Annotated in this window: 29 protein-coding genes; 7 read left to right on the forward strand and 22 right to left on the reverse strand. The window is 64.7% G+C overall.

Translation table 11 applies throughout. The annotated features are described in order from the left end of the window. Window positions 1-107: 107 nt before the first annotated feature. From ACZ0AV_RS09770 to ACZ0AV_RS09785, 4 genes are all read right to left on the reverse strand, one after another. Window positions 108-1,556 (reverse strand): aldehyde dehydrogenase, encoded by a 1,449-nt coding sequence (locus ACZ0AV_RS09770; RefSeq protein ID WP_499150861.1) that lies wholly within the window; start codon window positions 1,554-1,556, stop codon window positions 108-110. A gap of 64 nt (window positions 1,557-1,620) precedes the next feature. After that, window positions 1,621-2,451, reverse strand: a complete 831-nt coding sequence (locus tag ACZ0AV_RS09775) for a p-hydroxycinnamoyl CoA hydratase/lyase (RefSeq protein ID WP_042556760.1) — start codon at window positions 2,449-2,451, stop codon at window positions 1,621-1,623. A 510-nt stretch (window positions 2,452-2,961) separates the two neighbouring features. Then, the gene (gene mhpT, locus ACZ0AV_RS09780) at window positions 2,962-4,179 is read right to left on the reverse strand and encodes a 3-(3-hydroxy-phenyl)propionate transporter MhpT (protein ID WP_499150862.1); all 1,218 of its coding nucleotides are present in this window, start codon (window positions 4,177-4,179) and stop codon (window positions 2,962-2,964) included. A 159-nt stretch (window positions 4,180-4,338) separates the two neighbouring features. After that, window positions 4,339-4,545, reverse strand: coding sequence for a hypothetical protein (locus tag ACZ0AV_RS09785; RefSeq protein ID WP_499150863.1), 207 nt, complete (start codon window positions 4,543-4,545; stop codon window positions 4,339-4,341). Here ACZ0AV_RS09785 and ACZ0AV_RS09790 point away from each other — a divergent pair. Continuing rightward, window positions 4,534-5,853: an OprD family porin gene (locus tag ACZ0AV_RS09790; protein WP_499150864.1), complete on the forward strand. Its 1,320-nt coding sequence runs from the start codon at window positions 4,534-4,536 to the stop codon at window positions 5,851-5,853. The two genes, ACZ0AV_RS09785 and ACZ0AV_RS09790, sit on opposite strands and share 12 nt — an antisense overlap. A gap of 40 nt (window positions 5,854-5,893) precedes the next feature. Here the strand turns inward: ACZ0AV_RS09790 and ACZ0AV_RS09795 are convergent, their stop codons facing one another. Then, complete coding sequence (locus ACZ0AV_RS09795) at window positions 5,894-7,222, reverse strand: MFS transporter (RefSeq protein ID WP_499150865.1); 1,329 nt, start codon at window positions 7,220-7,222, stop codon at window positions 5,894-5,896. Between the two features lie 361 nt (window positions 7,223-7,583). Between ACZ0AV_RS09795 and ACZ0AV_RS09800 the strand changes: the two genes are divergently transcribed. Further along, window positions 7,584-8,648, forward strand: coding sequence for an aromatic ring-hydroxylating dioxygenase subunit alpha (locus ACZ0AV_RS09800; RefSeq protein WP_499150866.1), 1,065 nt, complete (start codon window positions 7,584-7,586; stop codon window positions 8,646-8,648). Between the two features lie 58 nt (window positions 8,649-8,706). After that, a complete protein-coding gene (locus ACZ0AV_RS09805; protein WP_499150867.1) occupies window positions 8,707-9,654 on the forward strand; it encodes a PDR/VanB family oxidoreductase in 948 nt (315 codons plus the stop codon). 294 nt (window positions 9,655-9,948) lie between these two features. Here the strand turns inward: ACZ0AV_RS09805 and ACZ0AV_RS09810 are convergent, their stop codons facing one another. From ACZ0AV_RS09810 to ACZ0AV_RS09830, 5 genes are read right to left on the reverse strand one after another with little or no spacing between them, the layout of a single operon-like run. Then, window positions 9,949-10,224 (reverse strand): GNAT family N-acetyltransferase, encoded by a 276-nt coding sequence (locus ACZ0AV_RS09810; protein ID WP_499150868.1) that lies wholly within the window; start codon window positions 10,222-10,224, stop codon window positions 9,949-9,951. A gap of 9 nt (window positions 10,225-10,233) precedes the next feature. Next, window positions 10,234-10,419, reverse strand: a complete 186-nt coding sequence (locus tag ACZ0AV_RS09815) for a hypothetical protein (RefSeq protein WP_499150869.1) — start codon at window positions 10,417-10,419, stop codon at window positions 10,234-10,236. After that, window positions 10,412-11,125, reverse strand: a complete 714-nt coding sequence (locus ACZ0AV_RS09820; protein WP_499150870.1) for a GntR family transcriptional regulator — start codon at window positions 11,123-11,125, stop codon at window positions 10,412-10,414. Before ACZ0AV_RS09820 ends, ACZ0AV_RS09815 begins: the two co-directional genes overlap by 8 nt. Window positions 11,126-11,156: 31 nt before the next feature. Further along, window positions 11,157-11,543 carry a DUF4345 domain-containing protein gene (locus ACZ0AV_RS09825; RefSeq protein WP_499150871.1) on the reverse strand — a complete coding sequence of 129 codons (387 nt, stop codon included), beginning with the start codon at window positions 11,541-11,543 and terminating at the stop codon, window positions 11,157-11,159. A gap of 41 nt (window positions 11,544-11,584) precedes the next feature. Further along, the gene (locus ACZ0AV_RS09830) at window positions 11,585-12,451 is read right to left on the reverse strand and encodes a helix-turn-helix domain-containing protein (protein ID WP_499150872.1); all 867 of its coding nucleotides are present in this window, start codon (window positions 12,449-12,451) and stop codon (window positions 11,585-11,587) included. A 140-nt stretch (window positions 12,452-12,591) separates the two neighbouring features. Between ACZ0AV_RS09830 and pobA the strand changes: the two genes are divergently transcribed. Further along, the gene (pobA, locus tag ACZ0AV_RS09835) at window positions 12,592-13,794 is read left to right on the forward strand and encodes a 4-hydroxybenzoate 3-monooxygenase (RefSeq protein WP_499150873.1); all 1,203 of its coding nucleotides are present in this window, start codon (window positions 12,592-12,594) and stop codon (window positions 13,792-13,794) included. Between the two features lie 80 nt (window positions 13,795-13,874). Here the strand turns inward: pobA and ACZ0AV_RS09840 are convergent, their stop codons facing one another. Together ACZ0AV_RS09840 and ACZ0AV_RS09845 are read right to left on the reverse strand one after the other, a co-directional pair. Beyond that, window positions 13,875-14,213 carry a hypothetical protein gene (locus tag ACZ0AV_RS09840; RefSeq protein ID WP_499150874.1) on the reverse strand — a complete coding sequence of 113 codons (339 nt, stop codon included), beginning with the start codon at window positions 14,211-14,213 and terminating at the stop codon, window positions 13,875-13,877. Next, entirely contained in the window at window positions 14,214-15,344 is a 1,131-nt protein-coding gene (locus tag ACZ0AV_RS09845; RefSeq protein WP_499150875.1) for a cysteine desulfurase family protein, read from the reverse strand. It lies immediately after the preceding gene. 225 nt (window positions 15,345-15,569) lie between these two features. On the opposite strand from ACZ0AV_RS09845, the gene ACZ0AV_RS09850 reads away from it, so the two are divergent. Next, window positions 15,570-16,034 carry an Lrp/AsnC family transcriptional regulator gene (locus ACZ0AV_RS09850; protein ID WP_499150876.1) on the forward strand — a complete coding sequence of 155 codons (465 nt, stop codon included), beginning with the start codon at window positions 15,570-15,572 and terminating at the stop codon, window positions 16,032-16,034. 69 nt (window positions 16,035-16,103) lie between these two features. After that, window positions 16,104-16,328 carry a hypothetical protein gene (locus ACZ0AV_RS09855; RefSeq protein ID WP_499150877.1) on the forward strand — a complete coding sequence of 75 codons (225 nt, stop codon included), beginning with the start codon at window positions 16,104-16,106 and terminating at the stop codon, window positions 16,326-16,328. A gap of 40 nt (window positions 16,329-16,368) precedes the next feature. Here the strand turns inward: ACZ0AV_RS09855 and amn are convergent, their stop codons facing one another. Together amn and ACZ0AV_RS09865 are read right to left on the reverse strand one after the other, a co-directional pair. Continuing rightward, window positions 16,369-17,874, reverse strand: coding sequence for an AMP nucleosidase (gene amn, locus ACZ0AV_RS09860; protein ID WP_499153340.1), 1,506 nt, complete (start codon window positions 17,872-17,874; stop codon window positions 16,369-16,371). 42 nt (window positions 17,875-17,916) lie between these two features. Continuing rightward, complete coding sequence (locus ACZ0AV_RS09865; RefSeq protein WP_499150878.1) at window positions 17,917-19,257, reverse strand: aminotransferase-like domain-containing protein; 1,341 nt, start codon at window positions 19,255-19,257, stop codon at window positions 17,917-17,919. 79 nt (window positions 19,258-19,336) lie between these two features. Here ACZ0AV_RS09865 and ACZ0AV_RS09870 point away from each other — a divergent pair, with 79 nt between their 5' ends. Continuing rightward, window positions 19,337-20,287: a threonine dehydratase gene (locus tag ACZ0AV_RS09870; protein WP_499150879.1), complete on the forward strand. Its 951-nt coding sequence runs from the start codon at window positions 19,337-19,339 to the stop codon at window positions 20,285-20,287. A 21-nt stretch (window positions 20,288-20,308) separates the two neighbouring features. Here ACZ0AV_RS09870 and ACZ0AV_RS09875 read toward each other — a convergent pair whose 3' ends face one another. From ACZ0AV_RS09875 to petA, 8 genes are all read right to left on the reverse strand, one after another. Further along, window positions 20,309-21,181 carry a hypothetical protein gene (locus ACZ0AV_RS09875; RefSeq protein WP_499150880.1) on the reverse strand — a complete coding sequence of 291 codons (873 nt, stop codon included), beginning with the start codon at window positions 21,179-21,181 and terminating at the stop codon, window positions 20,309-20,311. A 166-nt stretch (window positions 21,182-21,347) separates the two neighbouring features. Then, a complete protein-coding gene (locus tag ACZ0AV_RS09880) occupies window positions 21,348-21,545 on the reverse strand; it encodes a CsbD family protein (protein ID WP_499150881.1) in 198 nt (65 codons plus the stop codon). Window positions 21,546-21,607: 62 nt separating this feature from the next. Then, the gene (locus ACZ0AV_RS09885) at window positions 21,608-21,973 is read right to left on the reverse strand and encodes a BON domain-containing protein (protein ID WP_499150882.1); all 366 of its coding nucleotides are present in this window, start codon (window positions 21,971-21,973) and stop codon (window positions 21,608-21,610) included. Between the two features lie 287 nt (window positions 21,974-22,260). Then, window positions 22,261-22,674, reverse strand: coding sequence for a ClpXP protease specificity-enhancing factor (locus ACZ0AV_RS09890; RefSeq protein ID WP_499150883.1), 414 nt, complete (start codon window positions 22,672-22,674; stop codon window positions 22,261-22,263). Between the two features lie 51 nt (window positions 22,675-22,725). Then, entirely contained in the window at window positions 22,726-23,343 is a 618-nt protein-coding gene (locus ACZ0AV_RS09895) for a glutathione S-transferase N-terminal domain-containing protein (protein ID WP_499150884.1), read from the reverse strand. Between the two features lie 158 nt (window positions 23,344-23,501). Next, window positions 23,502-24,284 carry a cytochrome c1 gene (locus ACZ0AV_RS09900; RefSeq protein ID WP_499150885.1) on the reverse strand — a complete coding sequence of 261 codons (783 nt, stop codon included), beginning with the start codon at window positions 24,282-24,284 and terminating at the stop codon, window positions 23,502-23,504. After that, the gene (locus tag ACZ0AV_RS09905) at window positions 24,284-25,510 is read right to left on the reverse strand and encodes a cytochrome b (RefSeq protein WP_499150886.1); all 1,227 of its coding nucleotides are present in this window, start codon (window positions 25,508-25,510) and stop codon (window positions 24,284-24,286) included. The genes ACZ0AV_RS09900 and ACZ0AV_RS09905 overlap by 1 nt, the downstream gene beginning before the upstream one ends. Further along, window positions 25,507-26,103, reverse strand: a complete 597-nt coding sequence (gene petA, locus ACZ0AV_RS09910; protein ID WP_499150887.1) for a ubiquinol-cytochrome c reductase iron-sulfur subunit — start codon at window positions 26,101-26,103, stop codon at window positions 25,507-25,509. The genes ACZ0AV_RS09905 and petA overlap by 4 nt, the downstream gene beginning before the upstream one ends. Between the last annotated feature and the right edge of the window lie 238 nt (window positions 26,104-26,341).

A 26,341-nucleotide genomic window follows, 5' to 3' on the forward strand; every position in this document is an offset into this window, starting at 1 on the left:
TCCACGCGGGCGAGTCTGCTCGTCCCTGTTGTTCTTGTTGTCACGCAGCGCCGCACCACCCCTCGAACGAGGCGGCCGACACACGCAGGAATACCGCAACCGCTCGGCTAGATCGGGTAGTGCCGTGGGCCATTCTGCAGGGTGACCCAGCGCAGCTGGGTGAACTGCTCGATCGCCGATCGGCCACCGAAACTGCCATAACCGCTGGCCTTGACGCCGCCGAACGGCATCTGCGCCTCGTCGTGCACGGTCGGCCCGTTGATGTGGCAGATGCCCGACTCGACCCGCTGCGCCAGGGCCAGCGCGCGGCTGGTATCGCGGCTGAAAATTGCCGCCGACAGGCCGAACTCGGAATCATTGGCCAGGCGCAGCAGTTCCTCGTCTCCGTCACCGCGCAGCACCACGGCCACCGGCCCGAAGGACTCCTCGGCGTACAGGCGCATCGCCGGTGTCACCCGATCAAGCAGCGTGGCCTGCATGATGCTGCCCTCGACCTGGCCACCGGCGACCAGCCGCGCGCCCTTGCTGACGGCATCCTCGACCAGCGCCTCGATACGCTCACCCGCCGAGGCGTCGACCAGCGAGCCGAGCACCGAGGCGCTGTCGGCAGGGTCACCGGCACGCAGGCTGGCGATCTTCTCGGCCAGCCTGGCGACGAAGGCATCGGCTACTTTGCCGTCGACCACCAGCCGCTCGGTAGACATGCAGATCTGCCCCTGGTTGAAGTAGGCGCCGAACGCAGCGGCTTCGACGGCCGCATCCAGGTCGGCGTCGTCGAGTACCAGCAGCGGCGCCTTGCCGCCCAACTCCAGCAACGCTGGCTTGAGATGGCGCGCCGACAGCTCGCCGACGATGCGCCCGACCTTGGTCGAGCCGGTGAAGTTGACCCGCCGCACCGCCGGATTGGCGATCAGCCGCTCGACGATCGCCGCGGCATCGGCCGGCGCGTTACTGATCACGTTGACCACGCCATCGCCAAGCCCGGCATCCTGCAGCACCTGGCCGATCAGCCGGTGCACCGCCGGGCTCAGCTCGGAGGCCTTGAGCACCACGGTATTGCCGCAGGCCAGCGGCATGGCGAGGGCGCGAGTGGCGAGAATCACCGGCGCGTTCCACGGCGCGATGCCGAGCACCACGCCACAAGGTTGGCGCAGCGCCATGGCGAAACTGCCGGGCACATCGGAAGGAATCACCTCGCCATTGATCTGCGTGGTCAGCGACGCCGCCTCGCGCAGCATGCTGGAAGCCAGGTGCACGTTGAAGCCGTACCAGTTGGCCATCGCCCCGGTTTCTCCGGCAGCGGCGATGAACTCGCCAGCGCGTGCCTGCATCTGCTCAGCCGCCTTGAGCAGGCGCGTGCGCCGCTCGTTGGGCGCCAGCGCGGCCCAGGCGGGAAACGCGGCCTGAGCCGCGGCAACCGCCGCATCGGCATCCTCCAGGGTGGCGGCGGCGACGCGCGACACCACCTCGCCGGTCACCGGGTTGCAGCGTTCGAAGGTTCGTCCATCACCGGCGGGGCGCGATTGACCGCCGATCAGCAGGGGCACGTCCAGCATGATGCGTCCTCTTGTTGTCATTGTCAGGGATGCAATGGTGCCTGCCTGGCACCGGGCACAGCGATCAGCGTTTATAGGCCTGCAGGCCGGGCTTGATGCTCTTGTCGTCGAGGAACTGCTTCATGCCCTGCTCGCGACCACCCTCTTCGTCGAGCAGCCGCGACTGGTCGAGCTTGGCGTAGAGGTAATCTTCGTTCTGCTCCCAGGTCAGCTCCCGACAGCGCTTGAAGCCATGCTTGGCTGCACGCAGCACCACGGGGTTCTTCTCCAGCAGATTACGCGCCAGCTCCAGGGTGGTTTCACGCAATTGCGCCAGGGGTACGCTCTCGTTGACCAGCCCCATTTCCGCGGCTTTCTGACCACCGAAGGTCTTGCCGGTCATGATGTAGTAAAGCGACTGCCGATGCCCGACGGTGTCGGCCATCGCCTTGCTCACCAGGTTGCCTGGCGGGATGCCCCAGTTGATTTCCGACAGGCCGAAGGTGGCTTCGTCCGCGCAGATCGCCAGGTCGCAGGCCACCAGCGGGCTGAAACCACCGCCGAAGCACCAGCCATTGACCATGGCGATGGTCGGCTTGGCGTAAAAGCGCAGCAGCCGCCATTGCCACTGAGACGCCTCGCGGCGGATCTTTTCCTGAAGAATTTCCGGGCCGGCGTCCACCTCGCGAAAGTATTCCTTGAGGTCCATGCCCGCGGTCCATGACTCGCCAGCGCCGGTCAGCACCAGCACCCGGGCCTCGGCATCCTGCTCCAGCACTTCGAGAATCTCGACCATCTCGCGGTTGAGGGTCGGGCTCATGGCGTTGCGCTTTTCCGGACGGTTGAGGGTGACCCAGGCGATGCCTTCCTCGACATCGACCTTGACGGTTTGCCAGCGGCCTTCGTACTTGCTCATGGGGTGCGCTCTTGTTGTGGGTTGTCGATGGACAGACGCTAACCCTGCAAATTAGTTATGTCAATTAACTATTAATAAAAATCACCACCTTTGCCAAATTCGGACAACGCTCTGCCAGGGCCGTAATCCGAGGGCTTGGCGCTATCGATAATGGTCGCACCGCCTCGCTATAGCGAAAGGCTTACACGACGGCGCGCCGGTTCGCTCTGGCGGCGATTGCGGTGGGACCGTAATCTAACCCCATACCTGCAGCACAGGACGTGCTCAGGGTCATGGATGACGTGACCAAAGCCAGGATGGCAGCCGACAGGATGTTGGCATTGGTCAGTAAAAACCCGCTTCGGCGGGTTTTTTATTGCCTGTGCAAAAGTGCCCCGCACCAGGCCGCCGTGCCACGGGTTCACTTCAGCCTCCACCACAGTCCCTGCAGGCTGACACGACGCCCTGCGGCTTGCCACGCAAGGCGGTCAGGCGCGTCAGCCTGCGCATCGGCTCTTCAGCGCAGCGCCGCTAGCGGGAGGTGGTCGACGTCGGCGATGCTTCTGCCGCCCGCCGCCGGCTCATGCCGATCACCACCAGCGCCGCGATCACCAGCCCTGGTGACGCTGCCAGCAACACGCCCGTGGCGCCGGCGCCGGCGGCGAGAATCTGCCCGGCAACCAGTGGGCCGGACACCGAACCCAGGCGCCCCACGGCGACCGCAGCCCCTACTCCGGTCGCGCGTACCGAGGTGGGATAGGTTGGCGGCGCCAACGCGTAGAGCACCAGTTGCGCGGCAATCACGAACAACCCCGCAGCGAACCCCGCGCTGGCCATGGCCAGCATACCCGTGGCCAGCCCCAGCCCGGCCAGGGAAGCCAGCACTCCGCTGTAAACGAACAGGACCACGGCAGTGCGCCCGCGGCGATCGAGCAACACCCCGCCCAGCAGCGAGCCAATCGCGCCACCAATGTTGAAAAGCATCTGAATGGTGCCGGCCTGGGCCTTGCTGAAGCCCTGTTCGAGCAGCAGCGAGGGCAGCCAGTTGAGCAGCATGTACATCACCGTGAGGGTGAAGAAGTAGCTGACCCACAGGGCCAGCGTCGCGCCCGCGCGGTTCTCGCCAAACAGCGCGTGCACCGTGGATTCGCGCGCGGTAGCGGGCCGCTGGCGCTGCTCGCGAAAATCCCGGGACTCGGGCAGCAGCACCATCAGCAGCGGTGCGACCAGCAAGGGCGCCACGCCGCCGACGATGAACACCGTTTGCCAGCTTTCACCACCGAGCATGCCGACCACGGCGGCGATGGCGCCACCGAGCGGCACACCGCAGTACATGATGCTGATGGCCGTCGCGCGGCGTCGCTCGTCAACCGCCTCGGCGCACAGGGCGATCAGGTTGGGCAACGCCGCCCCAAGGCCCAGGCCGGTCATGAAGCGCGCCAGCAGCAGGCCGTTGACGCTGGCGACAAAAGCCGTCCAGAGCGAGAAGATGCCGAACAGGATCACTGCACCGATCAGTACGCGCTTGCGGCCAATGCGGTCGGCCAGCCAGCCGCCAAAGAAAGCCCCAGGCAGCAGGCCGATGATGCTGGCGCTGAACATCCAGCCCATCATTTTCTGATCCAGCTCGAACGCCTGGCGAATGCCCGCTGCAGCGATGCCCGCCGATTGCAGATCCAGGCCTTCGATAAGCGCGACGATAAAACACAGCGTGACGGTCAGCGTCGAGCGACGCGATGGCGTGTCCATGGGTAACCCTCGATTTTATTGTTGTTGTATCCGCCCACAGGCGACCGATAACCGCCCTGGGCGCTCAGTTGCCGAACGACCTTTCAAAAGATTAACAAAGATAACGAATAACTAAAGTAATCTTTATTGCCCGTCATTTCGTTCGATTCCGGACAAAAATCAGCGAGTTAGCGGAGCGGCAGGGTTAAACACGAAAATAATTAACAACTTTAACGTTCGATTATCGATCAGTTGAGATTGACCACCCGTCATTGCCTTTCCATTCTCGCCACGCAGCAGCCACGCCTCGCTGCCCATGAACAGCCGCCCGGCGGCTGCGCACATGGCCCACAACAAGAATAAAAGGACAATGACATGCAGACCCATCGGGTGACCCTCACCTCCACGCCCTGTCAGCCCCACCGCGGCCATGCCGTTTCCCTGCTGAGTATCCTGCTGGCGCCCTGGGCGCTGGCCGGCAATGCCCTGGCGCAGGGGTTCATCGAAGACAGCAGCGCCAAGCTGACCACCCGCAACTACTACCTGGACCGTGACTACAAGGACGACGGCGCCAAGTCGGCGGCCCGGGAATGGGCCCAGGGCTTCATCCTCAGGATGGAATCGGGTTACACGCCCGGCGACATCGGCGTTGGCATGGACGTGACCGGCTTGCTGGGGGTGAAGCTGGATTCCTCGCCGGATCGCAGCGGTACCGACCTGCTTCCGGTATCCGCCAGCACGGGTCGCGCAGCGGACGAATTTTCACGCCTGGCGCCTACGGCCAAGGTACGCGCCGGCAACAGCGTATTGAAAATGGGCGACGTCTCGCCGTTCCTGCCCTCGATCGTCGCCAGTCCGGCCAGGCTGCTCCCGCAGTCCTTCCGCGGCGCGTATCTGCAGTCCATGGACATCGATGACCTGACGCTGCACGCCGGCTACCTCGACCGGATCAACCGTCGCGACTCCAGCAACTACCAGGCGATGACCGTCGCCTCGCCGAACCGGCGCTTCAACCCGGTGGCGGAAAGCTCCCATGCGGTATTTTTCGGCGGCGACTATCAGCTCACCCAAAGCCTCAAGTTGCGCGCTCATCACACCACCGTCGCCGACCTGTACCGCCAGCAATACCTCGGCCTGCTGCACGAGCTGCCGGTGGGCCCGGGTGTACTGAGCACCGACCTGCGCGCCTTCGACAGCAGCGAAGACGGCAGCGCCCGGGCTGGCAAGGTGGACAACCGCAACCTCGCCGCGCAGCTCGCCTACGCCCTCGACGGCCACCGTTTCACCCTCGGTTACATGCACCAGAGTGGCGACACCGCCAAGCCCTACATCTCCGGAACCGAATCGATGGTGATCAGCGAAATGGCCATGAGCTCGGACTTCGTCAACCCCAAGGAACGTACCTGGCAGGCGATCTACGACTATGACTTCGCCGCTGCCGGCTTACCGGGCCTGAAGAGCCGCCTGCGTTACCTGCGCGGCAGCAACATCGAACTGCCGACCCTGGGTGGTGCCGACCTCAACGAGCGCGAGTTGCAGATGGAGATCGGCTACGTGATCCAGAGCGGCACCTTCAAGGGCGTCGGGCTGAAGGCGCGGCATTCCATCTACCGCAACGATTTTGCCGCCGGCGCGGCCTTTCGCGACGAGAACCAGACCCGCCTGCACATCGACTACACCCTGGCGCTCTGGTGAGCACCCGGGCGCGGGGCAGCGGCCTCGCGCTCGTTGCGGCTCAGGCTTGAGCCGGCGTCATCTGCTGCGGCTTCTGCGCCGGCAGCAGGGTCAGCAGCAGCACCGCGGCCGCCACGAACACCAGGGCGAACCAGGTATAGAGCTGCAATGGCTGCCAGCCGTCGTCGAGCATGAAGCCGGCCACGGTCGGCGACAGGATCGCCCCGCCACGGCCAATACCGATCGCCCAGCCCACCCCGGTCGCCCGCACCGACGCGCCGTAGATCAGCGGCGACAACGCATACAGGCCGGCGATGCAGCCGTTGGAAAACAGCCCGATCAGCAAGCCCATGCCCAGCGCAGCACCGAACGATGAACCGATGCCGGTGAACACCACCAGCAGTACCGCCGTGACCAACATGAACGCCGCCAGCACCCGGGCCAGGGAAAAACGTGCTGACAGCAACCCCAGCAACGCCGCGCCGAAGATGCCGCCAACGCTCAGCAGTACACCGCCAGTGACGCCCTGCTGCACCGACAGGCCAGACTGGGTAAGCAGCTTGGGGGTCCAGCTCATGATGAAGTAGAAGCCGAACATCACCAGGAAGAACAACACCCAGATCAGCAAGGTGCTACGCCGCTGCTCAGGGTCGAACAGCCGCGCGAAGGAGCCGCCACTGCCGTGCCCGCCGACCGGCAACGACGGCAGCGCGGCCAGGCTCGGCTGGCCCAGCTTCACCGCCAGGCGGTTGACGCGCACCAGGGCTTTGGCGGGCTGCCTGGAGAGCAGGAAATCCAGGGATTCGGGCAACCACAGCAGCACCGGCACGATGGCCGCGAAGGTCATCAGGCCGCCGGCGAAAAACACCGAGCGCCAGCCCCAGTGCGACAGCAGCCACACCGCCAGCAGGCCGCCGAGGGTGGCGCCCAGGGCGTAACCGGTGGATTGCAGGCTGACCGCCAGGCCACGCCAGCGCGTGCTGGCGTATTCGCTGGCGATCACGTTGCTGCTGGCCAGGATACCGCCGATACCGAGCCCGGTGAGGCCGCGCAACAATGCCAGCTGGGTAGGCGTCTGGCTGAGCGCGGAAAGCAGCATGCCGGAGCCGGAGATCACCAGGCACAGCAGGATCAGCGGGCGCCGGCCGATGCGGTCCGCCCAGGGCGCGATAAACAGCGAGCCGGCCGCCATGCCGAGCAACCCGGCGCTGAGCAGCAGGCCGATTTCCGCGCCGCTGAGCGACCAGTCCGCGGCTACCGAGGAGGCGGTGAAGGCCATCACCAGCACGTCGAAGCCGTCGATCATGTTGAGGGCAATGCACACGCCGATGGCGACCCATTGAAAGCCGCGCATCGGCCCCTGGTCGACAACCTGCCGAAGGTCGCTCATCGCACACCTCCCACAGCAGGAATGGAGAACGGGCAAGGCATGCCGTAATCGGCAGCCGACAGCGTGGGTCGATGGTTCATCGGCGCAGGTCCTGGATTGTTTTTATGGGAACAGCCAGGGCAAAGCTTGCAGAAGTGGATCCAATATTCAATCCAGCGAATGACGCTGCACCTCCTGAAACGACCAGGCATCCGGGCGCAACTCCCGAAATCTGCGGCCCGACGCCGCCACATGGGATGGAATATAGCGTTCGCTGATCGGACAGTTTGTGTTGTTAACTATTTTCCTAGCCGGGCATTGACATTAGCCTGATTAAAAACCAACCATTGGATCCAATAATCAATAATAAAACGAGGTCACCATGTACCCGAAAAATGCCTGGTATGTCGCCTGTACGCCTGACGAGATCGCCGACAAGCCCCTGGGCCGGCAGATCTGCGGAGAAAAGATCGTCTTCTACCGTGGCGCCGAAGGCCAGGTAGTGGCCCTCGAAGACTTCTGCCCGCACCGTGGCGCGCCGCTGTCACTCGGCTACGTTGAGAACGGCAACCTGATCTGCGGCTATCACGGCCTGGAGATGGGTTGCGAAGGCAAGACCGTGGCCATGCCCGGCCAGCGCGTGCGAGGCTTCCCGGGCATCCGCGCGTTCGCCGCAGTGGAGCGCTATGGCTTCGTCTGGGTGTGGACGGGTGACCAGGCCCTGGCCGACCCCGCCACCATCCACCACCTCGAATGGGCAGAGAATCCCGACTGGGCGTATGGCGGCGGGCTGTTCCACATCAACTGCGACTACCGGTTGATGATCGACAACCTGATGGACCTGACCCACGAAACGTATGTGCACGCTTCGAGCATCGGCCAGAAGGAAATCGACGAAGCCCCGCCAGTGACCAAGGTCGAGGGTGACGAGGTGATCACCAGCCGGCATATGGAAAACATCATGGCACCGCCGTTCTGGCGCATGGCCCTGCGTGGCAACGGCCTGGCCGACGATGTACCAGTTGATCGCTGGCAGATCTGCCGCTTCAACCCGCCCAGCCACGTGATGATCGAAGTCGGCGTGGCCCACGCCGGCCATGGCGGCTACGAGGCACCCGCAAAGGTCAAGGCGGCGAGCATCGTGGTGGATTTCATCACCCCGGAAAGCGACACCTCGATCTGGTACTTCTGGGGGATGGCGCGCAGCTTCGAGCCAGCGGACCAGGCCCTCACCGACAGCATTCGCGAAGGCCAGGGCAAGATCTTCAGCGAAGACCTGGAGATGCTCGAACTGCAGCAGCGCAACCTGCTCTGGCAGCCCGAACGGCAGCTGCTCAAGCTCAATATTGATGCCGGCGGCGTGCAATCGCGGCGCATCATCGAACGGCTGCTTGCCGAAGAGCAGGCCCTCGCCGCCCAGAAAATCGACGTCCGCCAGGTCGGCTGACTGCAGCCCACCACGCGCCTCGCCGGTGGTGAGCGCGTGCCTTCACGAGAGCACCACCATGATCGACGTCATCGTCACCGCCATCGAGTCGCAGGCCCGGGACATTCTCAGTTTCGACCTGGCACGCGACAATGGAGAACCGCTACCGGCCTTCAGCGCCGGTGCGCATATCGACGTGCACCTGCCGGACGGGCTGATCCGCCAGTATTCGCTGTGCAACCACCCCGAGGAACGGCACCGCTACCAGATCGCCGTACTGCGCAGCGCCGACTCGCGCGGCGGCTCCATCGCCATGCACGGCTTGCAGCAGGGCGTCAGGCTGCGCATCAGCGAGCCGCGCAACCTGTTCGCCCTGCAGCACGACGCCGGGCGCCACCTGCTGATGGCCGGCGGCATCGGCATCACCCCGATCCTGTGCATGGCCGAACGCCTGAGCCATACCGGCGGCGATTTCACCCTGCACTACTTTGCCCGCTCGGCGCAGCAGGCGGCGTTCGTCGAGCGCCTGCGCCAGTCACCGTTCGCCGATCGCGTGCACCTGCACTTCGACGATGGCGAGCCGGGCAAGCGCCCGGACATCGCCGCGCTGATCGGCCCGGCGCAGGCGCAGGCTCACCTGTACGTGTGCGGCCCCGGCGGCTTCATGGAGCTCGTACTGGGCAGCGCCCGCGATCTGGGCTGGGCGACCGACAACCTGCACCGCGAATACTTCAGCGCCGAACCCGACGACCAGCCCCAGGCGGGCTTCGAAGTGCAGTTGGCCAGCAGCGGCGAGGTGCTGCAGGTACCGGAAGGCAGCAGCGTGGTGGAGGTGTTGCGCAGCATTGGCGTGGAAATCCCGGTGTCCTGCGAGCAGGGCATCTGCGGCACCTGCCTGACCCGTGTACTCGAAGGCGAGCCGGATCACCGCGATCTGTTCCTCACCGAAGACGAACAGGCCGCCAACGACCAGTTCACGCCCTGCTGCTCACGCTCGAAAAGCGCGCGGCTGGTGCTGGATATCTGAGGTATTCGGCAGACTCGGCAATTGCGGGAGTGCGCGATTCGCGCCATGCCCGCGCCCACAGGCTCTCTTGGGCTCAGGGTGGTTTGCTGATCCACACGCTTTTCAGCATTCACACGCACCGAGTGGTGGACGGATAAAGCGGCGTTCACCTACGCGACCGCTCGCTACACATGTTGGAGGTGAAAGATATCGAGCGCCTTACGCAAATACCGTGGGAGGGCGCCATGAAAAAACGCGGGTACGGCCCGCTCACAGAGGCGGCCGCCCATAACTCAGCGTCCACTCAAGATCGATTTAGCTGCACATCTCACGCGCCATGACAAAAGTACGCTCGTCACCTTCGACCACTTCGCGGATCACGTCGTAACCAAGGCCCGTGTAGAACGACACCGCCGTCAACGAGGCCGGCACCCACAATCGCTGCACGCCGGCAGCGCGGGCGACGCCTTCGACATGAACCATCAGCGCCGTGCCCAGCCCTTGCCCCTGCCGCTCTGGAACTACGAACAGCGACCTCACCACATCACCCGCCAGGCTCGCGGTGGCGACGATGCGCGCGCCATCGAGCAACACGAACACCTAACGCGAGGCGATCAGCATGCGCACGCCGTCGGCATCGAAATGGGCCGCCACCCGCTCGATCACCTCGGCCGAATAGTCCCGGGCGTTGCTGAGCCGCAAGGCGTGCACGATGACCGCGCTGATGGCCTCGGCATCCGCCTCGTCGGCCTGGCGGATCGGCCAACCGCCTCGGGCTTCAGCCATCACGCAGGATGGTCATCGCCGCCTCACCGCCTGCAGCGCCATGCACCACCCTGGCATAACGCAGGGTGGCATTGGCGTGCTCGCGCATGATGCCTTCGGCGCGAGCGCCCTGGCCATTGATCAGCGCGTCGTAAACCGCGTGATGCTGCATATGGGCAAAGCTGAAGCGCCGGTATTCGCGGGGCATGTCGTTGCCGTCCACGGCCAGCGAGCTGACCGAGGCGAACGGCAGGTGATCGTTGCGTGACAGGGCCACGGCGATGGCGCTGTTGCCGCTGGCCTCGATGAGCGCCTGGTGAAAGCGCTTGTTGAGGTCGTGATAGATCTCCAGTTCCTCCATCACCACATGCCCCTTCTCGAACAGGCGATCGCCTTCCACCAGGCAGGCGTACAGGCGATTGCGGATATCGTCGCTCAGGCCGCGTTCGGCGGCCTGGCGTGCGGCCAGCCCTTCGAGTACACCACGGACCTCCACGGCACCGGCGATGTCCTCGTCGGTGACCGCTCGAACCGTGTAGCCGCGCCCCGGCGCCTTGCACAACAGGCCTTCCTGTTCGAGGGTGCGAAAGGCGATGCGAATCGGCGTGCGCGACACCTGCAGCCGCTCGGCAGTCGGGATCTCGGCAATACGCTCACCGGCCACCAACTCGCCCGAGGCGATCATCTGCCGCAACGCCGCCAGCACCCGTTGTCCGGATTTGTACATCACGCCCTCGTCACCCTCATGGCAAACCCCATCATACCGCTCGCCAACGCTGCAGTGCCCAACCCGCCAGGGCGGCTGACACCACCTCGAACAGGGTGGCCCACAGATTGAAGGTCTGCTGCGCACCGCCGTCCAGCCACAGGCCGGCGATGCGCCCCAGTGCCAGGCTGGCGTAGAGCACCAGCAGCAGGATCAGCGCCGGGCGCGCCAACTCGCGCAGCCACAGGCCAAGGCCGAGAAACACCGCCAGGCCGATCTGCAGGGCGCCATAGTAGGCGCGCACGTCGGTCACCGCAGCCGACTCCATCAGCAGCATGCCGCTGACTGCACCCATTTCCTGCGGGCGCAGGAAGTAGGCCAGGCCAAGGCCGGTGAGCACGAGAATCTGCACAACAAGAAAAACGCGGGCAAACAGCATGACTGAAATCCTGGTGGGCACATGGGCTGAGCATAGGCCACTCAACGCTGCTGCCGAAAGGCGCTGGGCGTCATCCCGGTCAGGCGCTTGAAGAAACGCGAGAAATACGCCGGCTCGGAAAACTGCAGAACGTCGGCGATCTGGGCGAGGGTCATCGACGAATACACCAGCAGGCGCTTGGCCTCCAGCAACTGGCGCTGGTGCACCAGCGCCTGGGCGCTCTGCCCGGCGTAGCGGCGGGTCATGGTATTGAGGTGCGCGGTGGTGATGCCCAGGCGCCGCGCATACTCTTCGACCGACAGCTGCTCGCGAAAATGCTGCTCCACCAGGCGATTGAACGTGATCAGGTGCTGCTCGCCGCGCCCCGGTCGATCAGCGGCCTGGCGCACCAGCACCTGGCGCCCCAGCCACACGGCCAGCACGCCGACCAGCGATTGGAGCAGCAGGTTACGCGCCGGCGCGCTTTGCCCGTACTCCCTGTCGATGGCCTCGAACAGACCATCCAGATACGCCCGCTCGTCACCCACCGGGTACAGCGCCGGCGCACTGAACACCGGATGCTGGGCGCCGAGATGTGCTTCCAGCTGCACCACCAGCGGCGCCGCCAGGGTCAGCACGTAGCCGTCGACGTCATCGGAAAACTGGAAGCCGTGCACGCACAACGGCGGCAATACCTGCAGCGCCGCTTCGTCGATACGCGACTGCACGCCCTCCACTTCGATCAACGCCGAGCCCTGGCGCAGGTACAGCAGTTGCAGCAGATCCGGGTGGCGGTGCGGCTCGATCACCCAGTCATGCAGGCGGCTGCGCTTGGGAATCGATTCGCAATGCAGCAGATCGGGTGTCGGCCACTCGAGCACGTCGCCATACAGCTTGAACACCGGAACAGCGATCTGTGCCTGGGTCATGGGTGTTCCTCGAATAATGGCCGATAGCCGAACGGAGTTTACGAAAGTCCAAGTAAACGACGTGAATTTGCCTTATCCGCCGGCCAAGGCCAATCAAAAATACAAGCACAACAGTCCCACACAATACTATCGAGGACGCCATGAAAACCTCCGTCGCCATCATCGGGGCCGGCCCGTCCGGCCTGCTGCTCGGCCAGTTGCTGCACAACGCCGGCATCGACACCGTGATTCTCGAACGCCAGGCCCCCGATTATGTACTCGGTCGCATCCGCGCCGGCGTGCTCGAACAGGGCATGGTCGAGCTGCTGCGCGAAGCCGGGGTCGGTGCGCGCATGGATCGCGAAGGGCTGGTGCACGATGGCTTCGAACTGGCCTTCGACGGCCGCCGCGAGCGTATCGATCTCAAGGGCCTGACCGGTGGCAGAACGGTGATGATCTACGGTCAGACCGAAGTCACCCGCGACCTGATGGAGGCGCGCGCCGCCAGTGGCGCAATGACCCATTACGCGGTCAGCGATGTGCAGTTGCACGACCTGAAAAGCGGCTCACCCTATGTCACTTACCGCCAGGACGGCGAGGCACGTCGCCTGGACTGCGACTACATCGCCGGTTGCGACGGCTTTCATGGCATAGCCCGGCAGTCGATCCCCAGCGAAAGCCTGCAGGTGTTCGAGCGCACCTACCCGTTCGGCTGGCTCGGGGTCCTGGCCGACACGCCGCCGGTGGCCGACGAGCTGATCTACGCCAGCCACCCGCGTGGCTTCGCCCTGTGCAGCATGCGCTCGCCCACCCGCACCCGCTATTACGTGCAGGTCGGCCTAGACGAGCAGGTGCAGGACTGGCCGGACGAGCGCTTCTGGAACGAGCTCAAGGCACGCCTGCCCGCCGACACCGCCGCCAGCCTGGTGACCGGCCCGTCCATCGAGAAGAGCATCGCGCCGCTGCGCAGCTTCGTGGTCGAGCCCATGCAGTACGGCACGCTGTTCCTGCTCGGCGACGCCGCGCATATCGTGCCGCCAACCGGCGCCAAGGGCCTCAACCTGGCGGCCAGCGACGTCAGCACGCTGTACCGCATCCTGCTCAAGGTGTACCGCGAGGGTCGTACCGAATGGCTGGAACGCTATTCGGCGATCTGCCTGCGCCGGGTGTGGAAGGCCGAGCGCTTTTCCTGGTGGCTGACCAGCCTGCTGCACACTTTCCCGGACACCGATGCCTTCACCGCCCGCATGCGGCAGACCGAACTGGACTACTTTGTCGGCTCCGAAGCCGGCCGTACCAGCATCGCCGAGAACTACGTGGGGCTGCCTTACGAGCCGCTAGACGACGCACCCCGCACCCTCTGACGCCTATCGGCGGGCATGTCACCGTGCAATCGCCCGCCCGCTAGCGCAGTCGCCGAGCCGCTGTGTGGGCGGCCTGGTCGTCATTCGGCTGCAGGCTGCAGCGAGGCGTACCAAGCGGCGTAAGGGGTATTGGCGACCTTGTGCCTGTTGTAATCCGCGGCGCCATCCGCCCACCACACCGGTCCGCGTTCGCCCAGGGCGACCTTGGCGGCCTGCACGCGCGCTCTGGCGAGGCGCATCGCGGCATCGTCCTGCGCCTGGCCCGCCGACTTGACTGCCCGCCGCGCCTGCATTAGCTCGCTCACCCACTGGCTGCGCACCGCTTGCGGCAAGTCAGGATTGCTGCACCGCCAGAGCTGGCCCTTGACCACGAAATAGCGGCCATCGGGTGTAGTCGGGTGTCGCGCGGGGCTAGCCATTCACTCGGGCAGGCACAGGCGAATCGCCTCGATGGCCTGCTCGACATCGGTGAGCGTGGTGTAGCGGCCCAGGCTCAGGCGGATACTGCGAGCGGCCTGGGCCTGGTCCAGGCCCAGCGCCAGCAATACGTGGGATGGCGCGCTGCTGGCCGAGTTGCACGCCGAGGTGGACGAGAAGGCCAGGCTGCCCTGCAGGTTCTCGGCAGCGAACCAGGGGTGGTCGATGCACAGGTTGAGGGTATGCGGCACGCGCTGTCGGCCACAGCCGTTTAGGCGCACGCCGGGCAGCGCCAGCAGGCCCTCGCGCAATTGCGCACAGAGTTGAGTGATGCGTTTGTTCTCTTCGTCCATCAGCTCACCGGCCAGGGCGAACGCACTGCCCATGCCGACGATCTGGTGGGTTGCCAGGGTGCCGGAGCGCAAGCCCTGCTCATGCCCGCCGCCATGGATTTGCGCCTGGATCGCCCCGCGCGCGCGCTCACCGACGTAGAGCGCACCGATGCCCTTTGGGCCGTAGGTCTTGTGCGCGGAGAACGACATCAGGTCCACCGCCAGGACGGTCAGGTCGATGGCCACCTTGCCCGTCGCCTGAGCGGCGTCCACGTGCAACAGCGCGCCACGCCGACGAACCTGCTCGCCCACGGCGGCGATATCGGTCAGCGTGCCGAGCTCGTTGTTGATCAGCATCAACGAGACCAGCAAGGTGTCGTCACGCAGCGCCGCCGCCACCGCGTCGGGCTGGATCAGGCCATTGCCGTCGGGCTGTAACCACGTCACCTCGAAACCTTCACGCTCCAGCTGCGTCGCGGTGTCCAGCACGGCCTTGTGCTCGATGGTGCTGGTAATGATGTGGCGGCGACCAGCGGCCAGCGCAGCCACGCCCTTGAGGGCCAGGTTGTTCGATTCGGTCGCCCCGGAGGTCCAGACCAGGCGGTCGGCATGGGTGCCCACCAGCGCGGCCACCTGCTTGCGCGCCTTCTCGACCGCCAGGCGGGCGCGCTGCCCGAAGGAGTGCGAGGCGGAGGCCGGGTTGCCGAACGCAACCTCGCGACCCATGCAGGCCAGCATGCCCTGGATGACCGCATCGTCGATGGGGGTGGTGGCGGCGTAATCGAAATACAGTTCTGACATGGAAGTAGCGGCCGTAGCAGGAAGTGGAAGGCGCCGCAGCGGCGGCATGATCATGGGGCAACATGCTAAAAGCGGCGCAGGTGAAATAGTTTGTTATTTCACTGTCCACCAGACGCCTAATCGGAATAAATTTCCCCTCCAGCAACAGTAAACGAAATTATTTTCCAGGCTTAGCCCATTTCATACTGAGGCTATTCCTCGATCGTCTGACCGGAGCGCCCAACCGTGGACAAATTCGACCGCGCCCTGCTCGCGCTGCTGCAGCAGGACTGCACCCAACCCCTGGGCGAGATCGCCGAGCGTGTCGGTTTGAGCAACACCGCCTGCTGGCGGCGCATCCAGAAACTCGAGGAAAGCGGCGTGATCGGTGCGCGGGTAGCGCTGCTCGACCCGCGCAAGGTGGGTGTGCCGGTCACCGTGTTCGCCTTCGTGCGTACCAACCAGCACAACGCAGAATGGCTCAAGCAGTTCCACAGCCGGGTCGCGGAGATCGACGAGGTGGTGGACTTCTACCGGATGGCCGGCGTCACGGACTATCTGCTGCGTCTGGTGGTGCCCGATATCGAAGGGTACGACGCGGTCTACAAGCGGCTCATCGAGATTCCGGGCATCGCCGACATCAGTTCCAGCTTCGCCATGGAGCGCATCAAGTCGACCACCGCCCTGCCCCTCCAGCAGGTGGGCAGGTAGGCGGCGGCTGGCGAAAGCCGCTGTTCCGGGTTAGTTTGGCCACCCCGTTCATCCACGACGACTCTTGCCATGTCCCTACGCAACCTGCATCGCCTGACTCTTCTCGGCCTGGCGTTCTTCATCCTCGGCCTGATCGGCGTGGCGTACGCGCTGTACGCCATCTACAGCGACCCGCAGCCTGCAGAGGCGGGGCTGACCCGCAGCCTGCTGGTGGCCGCAGGCATGCAGCTGACCGGCTACGTGCTGCTCAACCGCAACCGCTGGCGGATGATGGTCGGCAAGCCACGCAAATAGCCTTCGCACGCCACCAGGGCGCGTGAAGGCCGGGCCATTTTCAGCGGAACGGCGGCTCGTCGAAGCTGCGCAACTTGCGCGAGTGCAGCGAGTTGAGCTGACCGCGCAGCAGATCCAGCGCGGCGATGCCGATGTGCAGGTGCTGGGTGACCGCCCGCTCGTAGAAGGCGCCCGCGGCGCCCGGCAGCTTGATCTCGCTGTGCAGCGGTTTGTCGGACACGCACAGCAGGGTGCCGTACGGCACGCGCAGCCGGTAGCCTTGCGCTGCGATGGTGCCGCTTTCCATGTCCACCGCCACAGCCCGTGACAGGTTGATCAACGGCCGCTCCTGCGCCCAGCGCAGTTCCCAGTTGCGGTCGTCGTAGGTCAGCACGGTGCCGGTACGCAGCCGCCGCTTGAGGTCGTCACCGCGCTCGCCGGTGACCTGCGCTGCGGCATCCTGCAGCGCCTGCTGCACCTCGGCCAAAGCCGGCAGCGGGATGTGCGGCGGCAGCACGCGGTCGAGAATGCCGTCGCGACGCATGTAGGCGTGAGCGAGCACGTAGTCGCCGATGGTCTGCGATTGGCGCAGGCCGCCACAGTGGCCGATCATCAGCCAGCAATGCGGGCGCAGCACGGCGAGGTGGTCGGTGATGTTCTTGGCGTTGGACGGGCCGACACCGATGTTGACCAGGGTGATGCCATCCCCATCGGCGGCCTGCAGGTGGTAAGCCGGCATCTGGTAACGGTGCCAGACCACGGTCTCGATGATCGCCTGCATCTCGCCTTCCGGCATGCCACGCTCGATCACCACGTTGCCCGGCAACACCATGCGCTCGAAACGCGACTCGGCCACCAGCATGTCCAGGCCATGACGAATGAACTGGTCGACGTAGCGGTGGTAGTTGGTCAGCAGGATCCACGGCTGTACGTGGCGCCAGTCGCTGCCGGTGTAATGCACCAGGCGGCGCAGGGAGAAGTCGACCCGGGCGGCATCGAACAGCGCCAGCGGCAGCGGGTCGGTGTTTTCCCAGTCGTACAGGCCATCGGCGGTGCCGTCGGTGGCGGCCGACAGGTCGGTGCTGGGGAATACCCGGGCCAGTTCGGCAGCGGTGACACCGGAGCCGGCCAACTCATCGCCTTGCTCCACCACGTAGGGATAGGGGATGTACTGCTGGCTGACCCCCACTTCCACGGTCAGGGTGAAGTCGGCCATCAGCGGCTGCAGTTGCTCGAGCAGGTACTTACGGAACGCCGCCGGGTGCGTGATGGTGACGCTGTAGGTGCCAGGCACCTGTACCTTGGCGTAGGCGCGCACCGTGGTCGGCACCTCGCCCTGGCAGTCGTAGGTCAGGCGCAGCTCGGGATAGCGAAATACCTCCTGCTGCTCGGCATCGGGACGGATGCGGTCTTTCAGGTAGCGCTTGAGCGCCTGGCTAAGGCCTTCGGTGGCGCGCTGGTGCAGCGCGGACAGGCGTTCGACGGCTTCTTCGGCAGAGCGGACGACGATAAAAGCGCCGTCTGTGGAAAGGGACATGCACGGATCCTTATCGTGGAATTCACGCATCATAGCTGATACCCATTACAGCTTGGGTGCAAGCGCAGGTGATCATTGCGGCCACGCGGCGACGATGCGTTCCAGCGCCTGCTTGAGTTCGACGCGGCTGCGCGCGGCGGCCAGGCTGATGCGGATCGCGCTGGCCGAGGCCGGGCCCACGGCGAAAACCTCGGCGGGCACCACGTCGACCCCGGCAGCACGGCAGGCAGCCGCCAGCTCACGGCAGTTGGCCGCCTCCAGCCACAAATGCGGTGCCACCTCGCGGCCCAGCGGCATGCGCGCACCGAGTATCCGCGCGGCCAGGCGCCAGCGCTGCTGCAGTTCGTCCCGCTGCCAGGCCAGCTTGCGCGCAGCGGTGCCGTCCTCGATCCAGGTGCAGGCCAGCGCCAGGCACAGCGGCGAAACGGCCCAGCCGGTGGCGTGCCCTTGCGGGTCGATGCGCTCGAGCAGCGCCTGCGGCCCGTGCACGAAGCCCAGCCGCAGCCCGGGTGCCACGGTTTTCGACAGACTGGTGACCAGCAGGCTACGCGCTGGTACCGAGGCCGCCAGAGGTGCCTGGCTGCCCAAAGCACCGTAGACATCATCCTCGATCAGCCACAGACCGTGGCGCTCAACCAGTTCGCCGATGCGCGCGCGGCGCTCGGCATCCATGCTGCTGCCAGTGGGGTTCTGCAGGCACGGCGTGAGCACCAGCACCCGGGCGCCGGTGGCGCGCACCTGGCGGTCGAGGTCCTGGGGAACAATGCCGCACGCATCCATCGCCACCCCGTGCAGAGGCAGGCGCAACTGCCGCGCGGCGGCCTTGATGCCTGGTGCGGTGAAGGCCTCGACCAACACCGGATCGCCCGGTTCGCAGAGTGCCAGCAGCGCTGCCGACACGCCCTGCTGGGCGCCTGCACAGAGCAGCACACGTGACGGCGAATCATGCAGCCCACGCTGCTGCAACCACAGGCTGCCGGCCAACCGGCCACGCATTTCCAGTTCGGCCGGCGCATAGGCCTGCAGCGCGTCGAGGCCGCCACTGGCGATGAGCTGCTGAAGCGTGCGCGACAGGTCATCGCTGTCGCCGTCGTGCACCGGCACGTTGGTCGACAGGTCGATACCCTGTGCCGGCGCGCTCGGCTGCTTGAGATGGAACAGGCTGGCTTCGCGGCTATCGGCCAACACGTAGGTGCCACGGCCCACCTCGCCGGACACCAAATGGCGGCGCGCGGCTTCCCGGTACGCCTGCATCACCGTGCTCGGGTTGATGCCCAGCGTCCAGGCGAGCCGGCGCTGCGGCGGCAGGCGCTCGCCGGGCTTGAGCTCGCCCTTGCCGATGGCTGCGGAAATCGCCTCGACCAACGCCAGGTAGGTGGGCAGCGTGCTGCCGTGCAACTCAGGTAACCACATTGTTTGCCATGCAATATAAACATTTACCCATACAATGACAGGGCCGTAGCATCGGGTCAAAGCCAACCGGAGCCACCAGATGTTCGACCTTGCCGCGCTACGCCAAGCCGCCACCCTGATCCGCCCGAGCGTCCCGGCGACGCCGCAGTTCGCCTGGCCTTTACTGGCCGAGCGACTGGGCTGCGAGGTGTGGGTCAAGCACGAGAACCACACGCCGACCGGCGCCTTCAAGGTGCGCGGCGGCCTGGTGTATGTCGACGCCCTGGTACGCCGCGAGCCGACCGTCACCGGGCTGGTGTCGGCCACGCGCGGCAACCACGGGCAGAGCATGGCACTGGCCGCGCGCCAGGCCGGGCTGGCGATCTGCATCGTGGTGCCGCACGGTAATTCCCGCGAGAAGAACGCAGCGATGGCAGCACTGGGTGCCGAGGTGATCGAATACGGTCGCGACTTCGACGAAGCCCGCGCCAGGGCTGGCGAACTCGCCGTGCAACGCGGCCTGCACTTCGTGCCCTCGCTGCACCCGGACCTGATTCGCGGCGTGGCCACCTATGCGCTGGAACTGTTCGAAGCCGCGCCGCCGCTCAGGCGAATCTACGTGCCGATCGGGCTCGGGTCGGGTATCTGCGGAGTAATCCGCACCCGCGACCTGCTTGGCCTGGATACCGAAGTGATCGGCGTGGTGAGCAGCGCAGCCGACGCCTACGCACAGAGCGTTGCCGCCGGGCGAATCATCACCACCGACAGCGCCGATACCCTCGCCGATGGCATGGCCTGCCGGGTACCGCAGCCCGAGGCGCTGGAGATCATCAGCGCCGGCGCCGCGCGTATCGTGCGGGTCGATGACGAGGAGATTCGTCAGGCGATACGCATCCTGCATGAAGACACCCACAACCTCGCCGAAGGTGCCGGAGCGGCAGCCCTGGCGGCGCTGGTTCAGGAACGTGAGATCAACCGTGGGGAACGGGCGGCAGTGGTGCTCAGCGGCGCGAACATCGACCGCACCGTGCTGGCGTCGATTCTGGCCTGACTCAGCCTGGCCGGTGGCGGTTCAGACGCTGATCGACAGCGTGGCACCCACCGCAGCCGAAACGGCCACCCCGCCGCCGCCGATGTCGCTGGCGGCCTTCTCCACGTCGGCCAGCTGTTTGCCGATGTCGCCCACCAGCTTCCGGTTTTCTTCATCCGGCTGCGCACTGAGCTGCGCCTTGACCATGGCGAGCAGCTGCCTGAGCTGGCGGGCAACCTTTTTCAACTCATCGGCATCATCGCGACGCTGTTGGTCGTCGCGGTCATGGCGGGCGCGTTCGAGAGTGGTTTCGCCCTGCTCGCCGCCCTCGGCCCCATCTCCATCCTCTTCGTTCTCTACAGCTGCCTGCTCGGCTGCAGCGGCGGCCGGCAGTGTTTGCGGATCGGCTTCGACCTCGGGCGGCACTGCGCTGGCCGGCTCGACGACGGTGGCCGTTTCCGTTGCCACAGCGCTGCCGCCACCTGGCGCCGACGCCGCGCCGGCATCGAGGGTGACGGCACCGCCGTTCGAGGGTTCCTTGAGCACGGAAGCAGCCTGGCCCAATTCCTCGGCGAGCTGCTTGATCTGCCGCAGCGCACCCTTGGCCGCCGCGGGGCCAAGGGCCATGACCAGTTGCTTGAGCATCTCGATGCGCCGCTTGATGTCTTCCAGGCGCTGGCGCGCTGCATCCTTGCGGGCCTCCTGCTGGGCGCTCTGCATCGCGCGCATCTTCGCCGTGGCTTCGCGCATGGTCTGCATGCGTTTGCGGGTGTAGTCGCTAAGGGTCAGGGTGACGGAGGGTCGCTGTTTCTCGGGCTCGACGGCAGCCTCGGACTCAGCCGCGGAAGAGGCGTTCGAAGAACGAGCCGGCACGGCTCTGATAGCAGCCGCGGGCGTTGAGGTGATGGTCGACATGCTGCATCCTGCGCCTGACGAGTATGCCAGGCTATCGGCCTGCCACCTGCGAACTTGAACCGATGATCGGCAAACCAACTGCGAACGCCAACACCAAAAACAGAAAACCCCGGCATCGGCCAGGGTTTTCCGTACAAGCGATGGCGCGACTGGCGCCAGCGGCGAATCAGTACTTGCTGCGAAAATCGCGCAACTCGTCCTCGGCTTTTTCCTTGGTCCAGCCGTAGCGCTCCTGCAGCCTTCCGGCCAGGTATTCGCTATGGCCTTCGGCGACGTCCATGTCGTCGTTGGTGAGCTTGCCCCAGCGGGTTTTGATATCGCCGCTGAGCTGCTTCCACTTACCTTTGATGATGTCCGAGTTCATGATTCGCTTCTCCTGTACGCAATGAAGTAAGCAGGCTCACCGAGCCTGCCCTGCACGCATGATCAGTCGGCGGTTTTCAGGCCATCAGCGGAAACTGCCTGAACGCCTTTGATTTCTTTGGCTTTGGCGACAGCGAGATCACGCTCGGCTTCAGTGGCAACCACACCGGACAGGGCAACAACACCCTTGTTGGTTTCAACCTTGATATCCAGACCGCTAAGGCCATCGTCTGCCAGGAAAGTGGATTTCACTTTGCTGGTGATCCAGGTGTCGGAGACGGCTTCTTCAGCTTTGTCCATGGTGTTGGCAGCCAGCATGGTCGGCTGGGTGCTGCTGTAGCTGTCGGCGAAAGCGGTACCCGCCACGGACAAGCTCAGGGCGGTCGCAGTGATAGCGGCAAAGGCGAACTTATTGATTGGCTGTTTCATGGGTATCACTCCTGGTTAATTCGAGGGAGCCACCGACATTCATTAAGCGGTGGCTTCCCCCTTACTATCGCAAGCGCTGTGCCAGCTTTTTTCATAAATTTTATTCTTTAAAAACAAACACTTAGAAATTATATCGATTACTTGCTCCGTGCAAACTGCATGTTCAAGCGAAACGCCTCAGGCAGATTGCACGAAATATCCAAAGCCTTGGCCACCGCCGCTTGTACCAATCGCCCAGGCATGAAAAAGCCGGTCCCGGGACCGGCTTTGGCAATGACGACAACAGGCTACTTGACGACCTTGAGGCTCGGTCGCCCACTCGGCCGCGGCGGCTCGTCATCAGGTGGCGTGGGCTCGTCATCCACCGTCTCGCTGCCCGGCTGGGTCACCGGCGGCTCAAGGTCGAACACCATGCCCTGTCCGTTCTCCCGCGCATAAATTGCCAGCACGGCCGGCGACGGCACGAACAGGCTGTGCGCGACGCCGCCGAAACGGCCTTCGAAACTCACCGCATCGTTGTTGATGGCCAGCTCACGGACAGCCGTGGGCGAGACGTTGAGCACGATCTGCCCATCGTTGACGAAACCCGGCGGCACCTGGACGCCCGGGTACTCGGCATTGACCAGCAAGTGGGGGGTGCAATCGTTTTCGACGATCCACTCGTAAAGCGCACGAATCAGATAGGGACGACTGGAGTTCATCAAACCTCCTGGGCTTGGGGCCGCCGTGAGCGGCGCGCCTGGAAAAATGGGTTATCGCATGTCACGTTCGACATCGGACAGGCTCTGGCGAAAACCCTCGCGGGCAAACTGGCGATCCATGTAGTCGAGCAGCGGTTTGGCCGGCCTTGGCAGTTCGATGCCCAGCACTGGCAGGCGCCAGAGAATCGGCAACAGGCAGCAGTCTACCAAGCTCAGCTCGTCGCTGAGAAAAAATGGTTTGTCGGCAAACAACGCCGATACGCCGGTCAGGCTCTCGCGCAGTTCCTTGCGTGCCTGCACGCGGGCGGCCTCCTTGCTGCGCGGGTCGAGGATCAGGTCGACCAGCGAGCACCAGTCGCGCTGGATACGGTGCATCAGCAGGCGGGTGTTGCCACGGGCCACGGGGTACACCGGCATCAATGGAGGATGCGGGTAGCGCTCCTCCAGGTATTCCATGATCACCGTCGGCTCGTACAGGGCCAGGTCGCGATCGATCAGGGTCGGCAGGCTCGCATAGGGATTGGCCTCCACGAGCTTGGTTGGAGAGCGGCCCTTCTCGACGCTGATGATCTCCGCGACGACGCTCTTTTCGGCGAGCACGATGCGTACGCGGTGGGAATAATGGTCAGCGGGGTCGGAATAACAGGCCAACCGATTGGTCGCAGCCAAGGCGATCCTCCAGAATTTCAAAGCACAAAAAGTCGCCGGGAGCGGTTTCGATGACGCTCGCGACGGCCCGCGAGGGCGACTGCCAGGGTTGGCGGGTCACAAAAAAACCTGCGGGCCTCCAGGGGAAGCACGCAGGTCGGCCATGATACCGGATGCAGTCAGTGCACGTCTTTCCAGTACTCGCGCTTGAGCAGGTAGGCGAACACGAAGAACACCGCCAGGTAGATCAGCACGTAGGTGCCAATGCGCCGCAGATGCAGCTTGTTGGGGTCGGCCGAGTAGGCCAGGAAGGTCACCAGGTTGCGCACCTTGTCGTCGAAGGCCTGGGGGCCGAGCTGGCCGCTGTTGGGCTCGAGCACCAGTTGGTCACAGGCCTCGGTGGTCAGCGGCGTGCCGGTCAGCGGGTCGTACTGTTTCTTGCCATCGTCGACCACCTGCACCTGCTTGCAGCCCATGTACTGGCGCCCCTGCAGCGTGCCCAGCACATTGGGCATGCCGACATTGGGGAACACCAGGTTGTTGGCTCCCAGAGGCCGCGCCGGGTCGTCGTAGAAGGTGCGCAGGTAGGTGTACAGCCAGTCGTTGCCGCGCACCCGGGCGACCAGGGTCAGGTCCGGCGGCGCTGCACCGAACCAGCGCTTGGCGTCTTCGGGCTTCATGCCGATGTTCATGTGATCGCCGATCTTGGCATCGGTGAACACCAGGTTCGCCATCATCTGCTCCGCAGAGACGCCGATGTCCGCGGCGACCCGCTCGTAGCGCTGGAACTTGGCGCTGTGGCAGCCCATGCAGTAGTTGGCGAAGGTCCGCGCGCCATCCTGCAGCGCGGCCTTGTCGGTCAGGTCGATATCGGCCTTGTCCAGAGCCACGCCGTGGCCACCGGCGGCCAGGGCGAATACAGGCAGTAGCGCGATCACCCATGCAGCAAATAGCGTTCTCATCAGCCGGTCACCCTTTCCGGAACGGGTTTGGTCGCTTCCAGCCTGGTGTAGAACGGCATCAGGATGAAGTACGCGAAATACAGCGCCGTGCAGAGTTGCGACAGCAGCGTACGGCCCGGCGTCGGCGGCAGCACGCCGAGCACGCCGAGGATCACGAAGGACACGCAGAACAGCAGCAGCCAGAGCCTGCTCAGCCAGCCCTTGTAGCGCATCGAGCGCACCGGGCTGCGATCCAGCCAGGGCAGCACGAACAGCACGGCGATGGCGGCGCCCATGGCGATCACGCCCATCAGCTTGTCGGGAATCGCCCGCAAGATCGCGTAGAACGGCGTGAAGTACCACACCGGGGCGATATGCTCGGGGGTCTTGAACGGGTTGGCCTGCTCGAAGTTGGCCTTTTCGAGGAAATAGCCGCCCATCTCCGGGAAGAAGAACACCACGAAGCAGAACACGAACAGGAACACCACCACGCCGACGATATCCTTCACCGTGTAATACGGGTGAAAGGGAATGCCGTCGAGCGGAATGCCGTTCTCGTCCTTGTATTTCTTGATGTCGATGCCGTCCGGGTTGTTCGAGCCGACCTCGTGCAACGCCAGGATGTGCAACACCACCAGGCCGAGAATCACGATCGGCAAGGCCACCACGTGCAGGGCGAAGAAGCGGTTGAGGGTGATACCCGATATCAGGTAGTCACCGCGGATCCATTCGGTCAGCGCATCGCCGATATAGGGGATGGCGCCGAACAGCGAGATGATCACCTGGGCGCCCCAATAGGACATCTGCCCCCACGGCAGCAGGTAGCCCATGAAGGCTTCGGCCATCAGCATCAGGTAGATCAGCATGCCGAAGATCCACACCAGCTCACGGGGCTTCTGGTACGAGCCGTAAAGCAGCCCGCGAAACATGTGCAGGTAGACGACGATGAAGAACGCCGAGGCGCCGGTCGAATGCATGTAGCGCAGGATCGCGCCGTGGGGCGTATCGCCGGTGCGCACGTCGCGCATGAGGCCTTCGACCGAGGCGAAGGCACCTTCGGCGGTGGGCGTGTAGCTCATGGTCAGCCATACGCCGGTGAGCAACTGGTTGACCAGCACCAGCAGCGCCAGGGAGCCGAAGAAATACAGAAAGTTGAAGTTCTTCGGCGCGTAATACTTGGCCAGGTGATCGTTCCACATCTTGGTGGCGGGAAAGCGCGCGTCCACCCAGTCCATCAATTTGCTCATCCTGCTTGCTCCTGATCCACGCCGATGATGATCACGTCAGCCGACTCGTAGGCATGCGGCGGCACCGGCAGGTTCAGCGGTGCCGGCTGCGATTTGTAGACCCGGCCGGCGAGGTCGTAGCGTGAACCGTGGCATGGGCAGAAATAGCCACCCAGCCAGTTTTCCCCGAGATCTGCTGGCGCCACTTCCGGGCGAAACGACGGCGCGCAGCCCAGATGGGTGCACAGCCCGACCAGTAGCAGAATCTCCGGCTTGATCGAGCGGGTCTTCGGATCGACATAGCCGGGCTGCACTGACTGTTCGGAATTCGCGTCAGCCAGTTGGTCTTCGATGCGCGCGAGGTTACCGAGAATCGCCTCGGTGCGGCGCATGATGAACACCGGCTGGCCGCGCCACTCGGCGACCATCTGCTGGCCGGGTTCGATCTTGCCGACATTCACCTTGACCGGCGCGCCAGCGGCCTTGGCCTTGGCACTCGGGTACCACGACCCCACAAACGGAACTGCAGCCCCCACCGCCCCGGCGGCCCCGACCACCGAAGTGGCTGCCACCAGAAAGCGACGCCGGCCCGCATTCACGCCGTCATTGCTCATTCAGTCGTCTCCCATCGGCTTTCCGGCCTGTCGCTCAGGCCTCTCATGATTAACGGTTGGTCGCGTGCAACGGCGGCCAGATGGTAATGAATAAATCCCTTCGCAAAACAGGCTTGTCACTGCCCGTGCCAGGGCTCACACCTTGTGGACCGCAGCCGATGATCCATTCGACGGTGCATCGCGGACTCTACTCCCTTCCCACGGGCTGGCTGCCCGGGCAGGGTTGGCTGTCGCGGCG

This window comes from Pseudomonas sp. AC532, from assembly GCF_979258965.1.

Coding starts and splice junctions, on each gene's coding strand:
- ACZ0AV_RS09770 (WP_499150861.1), bottom strand. CDS start 1,556: ATGCTGGACGTGCCCCTGCTGATCGGCGGTCAATCGCGCCCCGCCGGT.
- ACZ0AV_RS09775 (WP_042556760.1), bottom strand. CDS start 2,451: ATGAGCAAGTACGAAGGCCGCTGGCAAACCGTCAAGGTCGATGTCGAG.
- mhpT (WP_499150862.1), bottom strand. CDS start 4,179: ATGGACACGCCATCGCGTCGCTCGACGCTGACCGTCACGCTGTGTTTT.
- ACZ0AV_RS09790 (WP_499150864.1), top strand. CDS start 4,534: ATGCAGACCCATCGGGTGACCCTCACCTCCACGCCCTGTCAGCCCCAC.
- ACZ0AV_RS09785 (WP_499150863.1), bottom strand. CDS start 4,545: ATGGGTCTGCATGTCATTGTCCTTTTATTCTTGTTGTGGGCCATGTGC.
- ACZ0AV_RS09795 (WP_499150865.1), bottom strand. CDS start 7,222: ATGAGCGACCTTCGGCAGGTTGTCGACCAGGGGCCGATGCGCGGCTTT.
- ACZ0AV_RS09800 (WP_499150866.1), top strand. CDS start 7,584: ATGTACCCGAAAAATGCCTGGTATGTCGCCTGTACGCCTGACGAGATC.
- ACZ0AV_RS09805 (WP_499150867.1), top strand. CDS start 8,707: ATGATCGACGTCATCGTCACCGCCATCGAGTCGCAGGCCCGGGACATT.
- ACZ0AV_RS09815 (WP_499150869.1), bottom strand. CDS start 10,419: ATGGCTGAAGCCCGAGGCGGTTGGCCGATCCGCCAGGCCGACGAGGCG.
- ACZ0AV_RS09820 (WP_499150870.1), bottom strand. CDS start 11,125: ATGTACAAATCCGGACAACGGGTGCTGGCGGCGTTGCGGCAGATGATC.
- ACZ0AV_RS09825 (WP_499150871.1), bottom strand. CDS start 11,543: ATGCTGTTTGCCCGCGTTTTTCTTGTTGTGCAGATTCTCGTGCTCACC.
- ACZ0AV_RS09830 (WP_499150872.1), bottom strand. CDS start 12,451: ATGACCCAGGCACAGATCGCTGTTCCGGTGTTCAAGCTGTATGGCGAC.
- pobA (WP_499150873.1), top strand. CDS start 12,592: ATGAAAACCTCCGTCGCCATCATCGGGGCCGGCCCGTCCGGCCTGCTG.
- ACZ0AV_RS09840 (WP_499150874.1), bottom strand. CDS start 14,213: ATGGCTAGCCCCGCGCGACACCCGACTACACCCGATGGCCGCTATTTC.
- ACZ0AV_RS09845 (WP_499150875.1), bottom strand. CDS start 15,344: ATGTCAGAACTGTATTTCGATTACGCCGCCACCACCCCCATCGACGAT.
- ACZ0AV_RS09855 (WP_499150877.1), top strand. CDS start 16,104: ATGTCCCTACGCAACCTGCATCGCCTGACTCTTCTCGGCCTGGCGTTC.
- amn (WP_499153340.1), bottom strand. CDS start 17,874: ATGCGTGAATTCCACGATAAGGATCCGTGCATGTCCCTTTCCACAGAC.
- ACZ0AV_RS09865 (WP_499150878.1), bottom strand. CDS start 19,257: ATGTGGTTACCTGAGTTGCACGGCAGCACGCTGCCCACCTACCTGGCG.
- ACZ0AV_RS09870 (WP_499150879.1), top strand. CDS start 19,337: ATGTTCGACCTTGCCGCGCTACGCCAAGCCGCCACCCTGATCCGCCCG.
- ACZ0AV_RS09875 (WP_499150880.1), bottom strand. CDS start 21,181: ATGTCGACCATCACCTCAACGCCCGCGGCTGCTATCAGAGCCGTGCCG.
- ACZ0AV_RS09880 (WP_499150881.1), bottom strand. CDS start 21,545: ATGAACTCGGACATCATCAAAGGTAAGTGGAAGCAGCTCAGCGGCGAT.
- ACZ0AV_RS09885 (WP_499150882.1), bottom strand. CDS start 21,973: ATGAAACAGCCAATCAATAAGTTCGCCTTTGCCGCTATCACTGCGACC.
- ACZ0AV_RS09890 (WP_499150883.1), bottom strand. CDS start 22,674: ATGAACTCCAGTCGTCCCTATCTGATTCGTGCGCTTTACGAGTGGATC.
- ACZ0AV_RS09900 (WP_499150885.1), bottom strand. CDS start 24,284: ATGAGAACGCTATTTGCTGCATGGGTGATCGCGCTACTGCCTGTATTC.
- ACZ0AV_RS09905 (WP_499150886.1), bottom strand. CDS start 25,510: ATGAGCAAATTGATGGACTGGGTGGACGCGCGCTTTCCCGCCACCAAG.
- petA (WP_499150887.1), bottom strand. CDS start 26,103: ATGAGCAATGACGGCGTGAATGCGGGCCGGCGTCGCTTTCTGGTGGCA.